The sequence below is a fragment of the Phocaeicola sp. genome (assembly GCF_048170425.1).
GTDB lineage: Bacteria > Bacteroidota > Bacteroidia > Bacteroidales > Bacteroidaceae > Phocaeicola.
The window spans coordinates 1-10012 of record NZ_DBEXBB010000285.1 but is presented as its reverse complement, the minus strand read 5'-3'; the positions used below and the strand labels follow the sequence as shown (position 1 = coordinate 10012).

The window sequence follows — 10012 nt, the reverse complement described above, 5'->3', positions numbered from 1 at the left end:
TTCTTTTATTTCGTCAATGAAGTCCAGCTGATGTCCTTTCCGTGGGTCAATCTTAAGGCAATTTTCTTTTCCTTCTGCCAATAGTCCGATGAGTGTGTTTTGTGTGCCGTCTTTCGATAACTGTATAGCACCGGTTAAAGTGATATTTCCACCTTTTGCGATACGGATTTTTTCTATTTTAGTAATTTGTTTGAACGCTTCATCCATATTGGGCATATTAGATGCTCCACCGGTGAGAACCAATCCCGCCAGCAGTTTGTCACCGTATTCAGACACCATAATCTGATTCCATACATTGGAAATAATCTCGTTGATACGAGCTTCAACAATGTATTCAAGTTTATGAGCGGGAACAGAACATTTGCCTTCAATACTATACTCTTGTTCATCCACAGTTTCGTCATCTTCTTTCGGAGGAGTCAGGGCGCATCCGTAACGTAGTTTCAGTTGTTCGGCATCTTCTTCTTCAATTTGTAAGCTACAAATATCTTTAGTGATGTTGTTGCTTCCCAATGGAATAACTGCCAGGTGACGTAAAATGTTGTTTTTGTATACAGCTACGGTAGTTGTATCAGCTCCTAAATCAACGAGTGCACAACCAGAACGCTTTTCACTGTCGGTCAGAACTACGTTAGCCGTAACGACCGGAGACAGGAAGTAATCTGCTATCTCATACTTAGTCTGGTTGAAGCATCTGGTAATTCTATCTTTAAGAGTATGATGTGCGATAATATTCAAATAACGCCCTTCGATACGGTCTGTTGAAATACCGACAGGCTCAGTCAACAGATTGTTGCCCACTTTGTATTCCTGTGGTTCCACATCCAGAATTTCCTGATCTATCATCGAGATTTCCCGGTTGCTTTCCATGAGTGATTCAATCAGTGCCTGTGATATTTTAGTTTCTTCTCCTAATTGTTTGGTTACATTATTACGTGTACTCCGTATGGATTGTCCGCCTATTCCAACATAGACTTTTTTGATAGAAGCTTGCAAATCTTCCTCTAGCTTCTGGATAATGGAGACTAGTACCTGTGTGGTTTTGTCCAAATTGAAGATTGCTCCTTTTTTGATGCAATCTGATGAAGGAGTATTGGCATAGGCAAGAATCTGAATGCTTCCATCTGCATTCTTTTTGCCGGCGATTCCTGTGATGTGAGTCGAACCCAGTTCGATAGCTGCTATAAAATCTGTTACTGCCATATCTTAGTTTTCTTTTTTTGTTCCGATAATTTGATTATTAAACTCAATACTGATTCGCTCATATTTGTCCCAGCCGATGCGATTGAGCACTTTGCTGTAAAACGTTTGCAATTTACTGAATTTTTCTTCAAAATCAGTGGCTTTCCCTAAAAAAAGAATATGATCGCCTACTCGGGGAACAATTTCCAATTCTTTTTTAGGGGTTACGTTTATCTGCTCTACTTGGGCTTTCCAAAACGGATTGCGTTGGAGATATAGTCCTAGTTCGTATAATTCCTGTTGAGCAAATTTCCGATCAATAAAACCCGTGGCAACTGCTACATGAATTGGCTTTCCTGTGGCATTCATGATTTTTCCGGAATGGTCAATGTAGTAATTGTCCCCATTGCTGCTCATGACTCGTAAGAGAGGGATACGCTGGTAGATTTCAATTCCTACTTTCCCTCCCGAAGTGAGATAGCATTCAGCTCTGCTGATGAAAGGATGCTGTGACAGCACTTCCTCTAGCTGGCGGACATTGATTGTGCCAATACGCTTTTTCTCCGGGTATAGATTCTTCTGCTTTAGTAGTTTGGTTACTTCTGCTTCAGTGATAAAACCGTAGTCAACGCTGTCTTTGACAACCAATTCCATACCCTTGCAGACCTGATTTTCGGGTTTGCGGTTAAATACGGTAACGGCTACTACAAGATAAATAGAAACCATTACAAGAATGCAGAGTATGAGAATTCGTTTAATCATCGATCTTTTAGTAATTCATGAATTTGTGGAACGTAATTGTCAATATCTCCAGCTCCAAGCGTAATAAGCACGTCCAGTTTTTTATTTTTCAGTACTTCTATAATCTGTTCTTTGGAACACATGCTTTTTTCTATGCCCGGACGTAAATTGTCATAAATAAGTTGGCTGCTTACTCCAGGAATAGGAGTCTCTCTGGCTGGATAGATATCCAGAAGAATCACTTCGTCTAATAGTGACAGACTCTGGGCAAAATCCTGATAGAAATCGCGGGTACGCGTGTAAAGATGAGGTTGGAATACAGCCGTGATCTTCCGGTTAGGATATAATTGCCGGATAGAACTTACGCTCTGTCGGATTTCTTCCGGATGATGGGCATAGTCACTCAGAAAAACAATGTGTGAGTTCTTAATCTTGAAATCAAACCGACGGTCCACCCCTCTGAACTGTGGCATTGCGGCCTTTATTTCTTCTGTGGTGGCACCTCCAATTTGCGCTAAAGCCATAGCGGCAATACCGTTTTCAATATTAACAAATACTGGTACTCCTAGTTGTACGTTTGTGATGTTACCTAAAGGAGATATGTAGTCGAAATAAATTTCACCGTCATCAATGCGAATATTCTCGGCATGAAAGTCTCCTTTTTCGGTAGAGTAGGTGTACACGGTAACTCCCGGCTGTACATCAGGTTTCAGTTCCAGTCCTTCCTTGATAATCAGGTATCCGTCCGGACGGATAAGTGAGGTGTATTTACGGAAACTTTCCAGATAAGCTTCGTGCGTACCGTAAATGTCCAGATGGTCTGAATCGGTGGCGGTAATTACCGTAGCATACGGAGTCAGCCAGTGGAATGAGCGGTCGAATTCATCTGCTTCGATAACTACATAGTCACTTTTATCCGATAATAACAGGTTGGTCTGGTAGTTCTTGGAAATACCTCCTAAAAATGCATTGCACCCCACGTGCGAATGGTCCATCAAGAAAGCGGCCATGGTAGAGGTGGTCGTTTTTCCATGGGTTCCGGCTACGCACATTCCTTTCTCAGTCTGAGTCAACATTCCCAGTACTTGGGCACGTTTGTGAATCTCAAACTGATGTTCCTGGAAATAAACTAATTCTTGATGGCTTGCAGGGATAGCAGGGGTGTAGACAACCAGTGTAGTTTCCGGATGAAGAAATGCTTCTGGGATGAGAGACACATTTTCTTCATAATGGATGTCTGCTCCTTCTGCAATTAGCTTCTCAGTCAATTCGCTTGGAGTGCGGTCATAACCACCTACTTTTTTCCCTTTTGACAAAAAATAGCGGACTAAGGCACTCATGCCTATGCCTCCAGCTCCAATGAAATAGACTGCTTGTATGGTATTAATGTTCATGATGTTCTTTGTATTTTAATGCTAACTTGCAGACTTCCTGTGCAATGATGTTGGCAGAGTCCTTGATAGCTAGTTTGGTAATGTTGTTGCTTAATTCTTTTAATAAATCTGGATTGTGGACCGTTTCAATGGCTGTATCCAGCAATTGTTGAACAGCTTCACTGTCTTTAATATAAACTGCTGCATTTTTGTTGACAAGTGCCAGTGCATTTTTTGTCTGATGATCTTCTGCTACATTGGGAGAAGGTACGAGAATAACCGGTTTACCTAATAAACAGAACTCAGAAATGGAACCTGCACCCGCACGGCTGATAACCATATCGGCAGCGCTATAGGCTGTAGCCATATCGGATATGAAGTCGGTTACGTATAACACAGGAAGTTCTCCGTAAGCCTTTACTGCTTGTCGGGCTTCGTTGATATAGATTTTCCCGGTCTGCCAGATAAACTGTACTCCCGACTCTTTGATTTTGTCGAACCCCTGCATCATACAATTATTAATCGTACGTGCCCCCAGGCTTCCTCCAATAATCAGAATGGTTTTCTTTTCTGGATCTAAGCCAAAAGAACGGATTGCTTCTTCACGCGATATGTTTTTGTTTAATAGACCTTGTCTGATAGGGTTTCCTGTAAGGATAATCTTGTCTTTATCGAAAAATCGTTCCATCCCTTCGTATGCCACACAAATCTTTTCCGCTTTTTGAGCTAATAATTTGTTGGTGACTCCGGCATAAGAGTTTTGTTCCTGTATTAATGTGGGAATCCCCATCATGCCTGCCATTTTCAGGGTAGGACCGCTGGCATAGCCTCCAACGCCTACTGCCGCATGGGGTTTAAAGTCCTTGATGATATTGCGAGCCATCAGCTGACTTTTGAATAACTTGATAAGTACGCTGATGTTTTTCAATAAATGCTTTCTGTCAAATCCAGCTACTGGCAATCCGATAATCTTGTATCCTGCAGCCGGAACACGTTGCATTTCCATACGGCCTTCTGCTCCGATAAACAAAATCTCAGTATCTGGGTATAATTCTTTGATAGCGTTGGCTATGGAAACAGCGGGGAAAATATGTCCTCCCGTACCACCTCCACTTACTATGATGCGTAATTTTTCTTCCATATTCTTGTGCTATTTACCTGCAAAGGTAAGAATAAACTTTTAAACAGATTCCTCCTGTTGCATGATATTATTTTCTTGGTTAATCTCCTGAGATTGTTCTGTTTGTTGTGCGAGCAATTCTTCTTCTTGTTGACGTTTCAAGTCATTTACGTATCGGCTAATACTCAGAATCATTCCAATGTAGACGCAATTTACAAGAGTAGATGTACCTCCTTTGCTGATAAGCGGTAAAGGCTGTCCGGTAACAGGTATGATTCCTACAGCTACTAGCATGTTGAATGTGGCTTGCAGCACAAGCAGAATCCCGATACCAGTAACAAGAAATACGTAATATGACTTATCGCAATTTCTAGCTATTTTTCCGATTCTCATCAGAAGTAGGATGTAAAGGATGGCAACGAAACCTCCTCCAATAAGTCCTAGTTCCTCAATGATAATGGCGTAGATAAAGTCCGAAAAGGCTTGTGATAAGAAATCTCGTTGTACGCTGTTTCCTGGTCCTTTCCCTAAAATGTGGCTGCTTGCTATGGCTATATTAGCGTGAGCTATTTGGGCATCGTTGTCAATGTCGAATTTGGCAGCCGGTATTTCACTTTCATCAAAATGATTATTCAAACGGCTTTGCCAGGTTACCATACGGTGAAGGCCAATCTTATCCCAGACTTCACCTGGAATATATTTAATGGTTCCTACACCGATGATGATGCAGGCAATGCCGACGCCAGCGAGCAGTCCGAGTTGCTTGAAGGGGACTCTTCCTACAAACATGAGCAGAAAAACACTTCCTGCCAGTAGGACAGCAGTAGAAAGATTTTCACTTATAATGAGTCCGCAAGTGGCAGCCGTAATGCCACATATATACTTGAATGCTTTTTTGTTGGCTCCATCTTCTTCCTGCATGCGTGAAAGGATAAATGCAACGGTAATGATGGTTGCCATTTTGGCTACCTCTGAGGGCTGAAATTGAATGAAACCTAAATCAATCCATCGTTTAGCTCCGTTGGTAAGGGCACCAATTACGAATACGGCTATCAGTAATCCCCATGATATAGGCAACAAAGCGATAAATGTTTTAAACCAGCGGCAGGGAATATTGTGTACAATCCATACCGCAATAGTACCAACCATTAGCAAAGTCAAATGGTTGGTAATTGGCCCCCAATGGTCTCCGCTTTTATAAGTAAGCGTACTGGATGCACTAAATACCTCTACAATAGATATCAGGCAGAGGAACAGATAGATAATCCAGATAGCTTTGTCCCCTTTGAAAAAGTTCTTTAGCAAATCCATATGCTATGATTTCTAACTCTTTAATAATGCTTATAGGTTTCTTACACACTCTTTAAACTGGTCGCCTCGGTCCTCATAACTTTTAAATAGGTCAAAACTTGCACAGCATGGGCTTAGCAACACAGTTTCTCCCTTTTTAGCCATTTTATAGGCTGCGTTTACAGCGTCAGACATGCTTTGTACATCCACAATCGGAAGACCAAAGTTATCGAAAAAATCGTGTAGCTTTTCGTTGTGAAGTCCCAGGAATATCAGTCCGCTGCATTTCTCTCTTACAAGGTCGGCAATTTCATTGTAATCATTTCCTTTATCTTTTCCTCCCAAAATCAAAACCGTTTTGGTTTTCATACTTTGAAGAGCATACCAGCAAGAGTTGACGTTGGTAGCTTTGGAGTCGTTGATATAATCTACTCCTTTTACACGTGCTACCTTTTCTAGTCGGTGCTCTACGCCTTTGAAGTCATTCAGTGCTTCACGGATGCATTCTTTGCGAATACCTGCAATGTTGGCTGAAATGCCGGCAGCCATGGAGTTGAACAGGTTGTGAGTTCCGGTCAGAGCCAACTCTTCCTGTTCCATGTTGAACGCGATAGGGCGGGTAAAGTACACCTTGTTTTCTTCGGTAAAAGCAGCTACTCCCTCTTCGTTCTTTTCTGCGAACGGGAAATATTGTCCATGGATGCCATATTTGTGAAGTTCCTTCTGTATGATAGGGTCGTCGTTCCAGAAAATAAAGGCATCATCATCGGTCTGGTTCTGGATAATGCGGAATTTGGCATCCACGTAATTCTGCATTTCGAATCCGTAACGGTCCAGATGGTCTGGAGTAATATTCATCAATACAGCGATATTGGCGTGGAACTTGTACATGTTATCAAGCTGGAAACTGCTGAGTTCGATGACATAATAGTCATAGTTACATTCGGCTACCTGATAGGCCAAACTTTGTCCGATATTGCCTGCCAGTCCCACGTTCAGACCAGCTTTCTTGAAAATGTGATAAATCAGTGAGGTTGTGGTCGTTTTACCATTGCTACCTGTGATACAAATCATTTTGGCATTGGTATATCGGCCAGCGAATTCAATCTCCGAAATGACGGGAGTTCCCTGATTCTTGAGTTTCAAGATAATAGGAGCATCATTGGGAATTCCTGGGCTTTTAATCACTTCGTCTGCGTTCAGAATCAACTCTTCTGTGTGTTTACCTTCTTCCCATTGAATACCTCTTTCGTTCAACATTGTTTTGTACTTGTCTTTGATGAGAGACATGTCTGATACAAATGTGTCAAATCCTTTTTTTTGTGCCAGGACAGCGGCACCAGCTCCGCTTTCTCCTGCTCCTAAGATGACAATTCTTGCCATTGCTTTATCTGATTTTAAGTGTGATTATCGTAATTGCTGCTAATACAATGGTTACAATCCAAAAACGGACTGTAATCTTAGATTCATGGAATACGCTATGAGGGCGTGTGATCAAATAAGTACAGTTTGGGTCGAGTTGTGCCAGTGTCGTACGGAAATGGTCGTGAATTGGTGAACGTTTGAATATGCGTTGTTTGATTCCTTTCTTTTTCCCACGCTGGAAATATTTCACCTGTAGGATGACCGACAGGTTCTCTACCAAAAAAACTCCACATAAGATGGGGATAAGTAACTCTTTGTGTATGATGATGGCAAACACGGCGATAAGTCCTCCGATGGTAAGACTTCCTGTGTCGCCCATGAATACTTGTGCAGGGAAGGCATTGTACCATAAGAAACCAACCAGTGCTCCGATGAAAGCGCAGATAAAGATTACCAGTTCTTCACTCCCAGGTATGTACATGATATTCAGGTACTCTGCATATTCTATGTGACTGGATACATAGGCTAATATTCCTAAGGTGACTCCAATAATGGCTGAATTACCTGCCGCCATTCCATCCATTCCGTCGTTCAGGTTTGCTCCGTTTGAAACCGCTGTGACAACGAAGATGGTGATAAGTACAAAGACAATCCATCCCGCATCTTGTGCATGTTCTCCTAAAAATCCTACGAAATCGGCATAATCCAGGTTGTTATTCTTGAAAAAAGGAATAGTAGTTTTAGTTGATTTCTCATCCATTGGTTTATGAACGACGTCTACCACACGGCCGTCCTGCTGGATTTCAATGTTCTCTCGTATTACGACATCCGGACTCAGATAAAGAGCCAGCCCCACAATCAGTCCGAGCCCTACCTGACCGATGATTTTAAATTTGCCATGAAGCCCTTCTTTGTCTTTCCGGAAAACCTTGATGTAGTCGTCCAAAAAGCCCAGGGTTCCTAACCACAGAGTGGTAACGAGCATCAATATCATGTAGATGTTATGCAACTTGCCTAATAGTAGACAAGGTATAAGAATCGCTACGATGATAATGATACCTCCCATGGTCGGGACACCTACCTTATTGACGTTAAAGGGGTCAATGGACGCATCACGTTGAGTTTCTGTAATCTGCTTCTTTTTAAGCAGGTTTATGAAATATTCTCCAAAGATGGCAGAAATCAACAAGGAGAGGATGACAGCCATTAATGAACGGAACGATACGTATCCGAACATTCGTGCTCCCGGAAAATTGAATTGCTCTAAATATTGAAATAAATAATATAACATTGTCTTGTCTCTCTTTTATTGTTCTCCTTTGAATATTTCGTCTAATACTTCTTTGTCGTCAAAATGTGATTTGACCCCTTTTATATCCTGATAAGTTTCGTGTCCTTTACCGGCAATCAGGATGACATCTTGCGGCTGAGCTAACATGCAGGCTGTACGGATAGCTTCTTTGCGGTCGACGATGCTGATTACTTTCCTCATGTCTTCCTTGCTGAGACCTGCTAGCATGTCATTGATGATGTCTTGCGGTTCTTCAAAGCGTGGATTATCAGAAGTGATAATTACTTTGTCACTTCTTTGAGCAGATTCTTTTGCCATTAAAGGACGTTTCCCTTTGTCACGATTTCCTCCGGCCCCTACTACTGTAATGACTTGTCCTCTTCCTCTTAATACCTCATGAATGGATTCCAATACGTTTACCAGTGCATCAGGAGTGTGCGCATAGTCTACAATAGCTGTATACCCTTTGGGGGAACGTTTGGCATCAAAGCGTCCGGACACAGGACGAAGCATACTCAGTTTTACTAAGATATCTTCCGGACGTTTCCCTAACAAGCATGCTGCTCCATATACAGCCAGCAGGTTGGAAGCATTGAAGCGTCCGATAAATTGCACGTTTACTTCACGGTTGTTGATGTCAAGCAGCATTCCGTCAAAACTGTCTTCTAGTACCTTGCCTTTGAAATAGCATAAAGAATGTAGTGAGTAGGCAGCCACTTTGGCTTTAGTGTTTTGTGTCATGACTGTACCGTTCTTGTCATCCAGATTGGTCAGCGCAAAAGCTTGTTTCGGAAGATTGTCAAAGAATGCTTTCTTTGCTTTCAGATAATTCTCAAATGTCTTGTGGTAATCCAGATGGTCACGAGTGATATTTGTGAAAATACCGCCAGCGAAGGTAAGTCCACTGATACGTTTCTGTACTACAGAATGCGAACTGACTTCCATAAATACATATTTGCAGCCTTCGTCTGCCATACGTCCCAGCAACTGATTCAGTGTGATGGGGTCTGGAGTGGTATGGTCAGTGGGGATAGCTTCTCCATCAATGTAATTGCATACTGTAGAGATTAATCCAGCCTTATATCCGAACAGGCGGAACATATTATATAATAATGTGGCAATGGTCGTTTTCCCATTCGTTCCAGTCACTCCTATTAATTCCAGTTTCGAGGTCGGGTCCCCGTAGAATGTAGTGGCGAGTTTGCCGACGGCTTCCTCTGTGTCCGTCAGTTGTACATAAGTTATATTTGGCTCAATTTGTACAGGCAACTGTTCACAGACGATTACTGTTGCTCCATTCTCGGTAGCTTTGGAAATATAGTTGTGTCCGTCAGCTTGGGTCCCTTTTACGGCTACAAACATGAATCCGCTTTTTACCATACGTGAATCCATGTGAATGCCGCTTACTTCCTGATTGATATCTCCGATGATTTGCTGTGCATTGACAGCTTTTAGCATATTCTCAAGTTTCATTTTTTTCTAGTTTAATGTTAATGTAATTGTTTGTCCTTTATGTAAATAAGCTCCTGCGTTGAGACTTTGTTTAGTTACCTTTCCTGTTCCTGACAAGCGTACACGAAGTCCTTTGCTTTCTAACAGGTAAACTGCATCTTTAGCTCCCATCCCTTTCACATTAGGTACTAAATTTTT

At 41.9% G+C, this 10012-nt stretch carries 9 protein-coding genes; all 9 read right to left on the bottom strand.

Features of this window, described 5'->3' with window-relative positions:
- Positions 1-1203: cell division protein FtsA (gene ftsA / locus ACMJ0U_RS11260; RefSeq protein ID WP_417130009.1), on the bottom strand; the 1203-nt coding region annotated here is incomplete at its 3' end.
- Between the two features lie 3 nt (positions 1204-1206).
- A complete protein-coding gene (locus ACMJ0U_RS11255; RefSeq protein WP_417130008.1) occupies positions 1207-1944 on the bottom strand; it encodes a cell division protein FtsQ/DivIB in 738 nt (245 codons plus the stop codon).
- On the bottom strand, positions 1941-3317 hold the full coding sequence (gene murC, locus ACMJ0U_RS11250; protein ID WP_417130007.1) for a UDP-N-acetylmuramate--L-alanine ligase: 1377 nt from the start codon (positions 3315-3317) through the stop codon (positions 1941-1943). The genes ACMJ0U_RS11255 and murC overlap by 4 nt, the downstream gene beginning before the upstream one ends.
- Positions 3307-4437 (bottom strand): undecaprenyldiphospho-muramoylpentapeptide beta-N-acetylglucosaminyltransferase, encoded by a 1131-nt coding sequence (gene murG, locus ACMJ0U_RS11245; RefSeq protein ID WP_417130006.1) that lies wholly within the window; start codon positions 4435-4437, stop codon positions 3307-3309. Before murG ends, murC begins: the two co-directional genes overlap by 11 nt.
- 39 nt (positions 4438-4476) lie before the next feature.
- Positions 4477-5727 (bottom strand): FtsW/RodA/SpoVE family cell cycle protein, encoded by a 1251-nt coding sequence (locus tag ACMJ0U_RS11240; protein ID WP_417130005.1) that lies wholly within the window; start codon positions 5725-5727, stop codon positions 4477-4479.
- A gap of 30 nt (positions 5728-5757) precedes the next feature.
- Complete coding sequence (murD, locus tag ACMJ0U_RS11235) at positions 5758-7089, bottom strand: UDP-N-acetylmuramoyl-L-alanine--D-glutamate ligase (protein WP_417130004.1); 1332 nt, start codon at positions 7087-7089, stop codon at positions 5758-5760.
- 4 nt (positions 7090-7093) lie between these two features.
- The gene (gene mraY / locus ACMJ0U_RS11230; RefSeq protein WP_417130003.1) at positions 7094-8362 is read right to left on the bottom strand and encodes a phospho-N-acetylmuramoyl-pentapeptide-transferase; all 1269 of its coding nucleotides are present in this window, start codon (positions 8360-8362) and stop codon (positions 7094-7096) included.
- A gap of 15 nt (positions 8363-8377) precedes the next feature.
- Complete coding sequence (locus ACMJ0U_RS11225) at positions 8378-9835, bottom strand: UDP-N-acetylmuramoyl-L-alanyl-D-glutamate--2,6-diaminopimelate ligase (RefSeq protein ID WP_417130002.1); 1458 nt, start codon at positions 9833-9835, stop codon at positions 8378-8380.
- A gap of 6 nt (positions 9836-9841) precedes the next feature.
- The coding region (locus ACMJ0U_RS11220; RefSeq protein WP_417130010.1) for a PASTA domain-containing protein at positions 9842-10012 on the bottom strand (171 nt) is incomplete at its 5' end.

Excerpts from the sequence above, each read along its gene's own strand:
- murD (WP_417130004.1), bottom strand. The coding sequence starts at position 7,089 with ATGGCAAGAATTGTCATCTTAGGAGCAGGAGAAAGCGGAGCTGGTGCC.
- ACMJ0U_RS11255 (WP_417130008.1), bottom strand. The coding sequence starts at position 1,944 with ATGATTAAACGAATTCTCATACTCTGCATTCTTGTAATGGTTTCTATT.
- murC (WP_417130007.1), bottom strand. The coding sequence starts at position 3,317 with ATGAACATTAATACCATACAAGCAGTCTATTTCATTGGAGCTGGAGGC.
- mraY (WP_417130003.1), bottom strand. The coding sequence starts at position 8,362 with ATGTTATATTATTTATTTCAATATTTAGAGCAATTCAATTTTCCGGGA.
- murG (WP_417130006.1), bottom strand. The coding sequence starts at position 4,437 with ATGGAAGAAAAATTACGCATCATAGTAAGTGGAGGTGGTACGGGAGGA.
- ACMJ0U_RS11225 (WP_417130002.1), bottom strand. The coding sequence starts at position 9,835 with ATGAAACTTGAGAATATGCTAAAAGCTGTCAATGCACAGCAAATCATC.
- ACMJ0U_RS11240 (WP_417130005.1), bottom strand. The coding sequence starts at position 5,727 with ATGGATTTGCTAAAGAACTTTTTCAAAGGGGACAAAGCTATCTGGATT.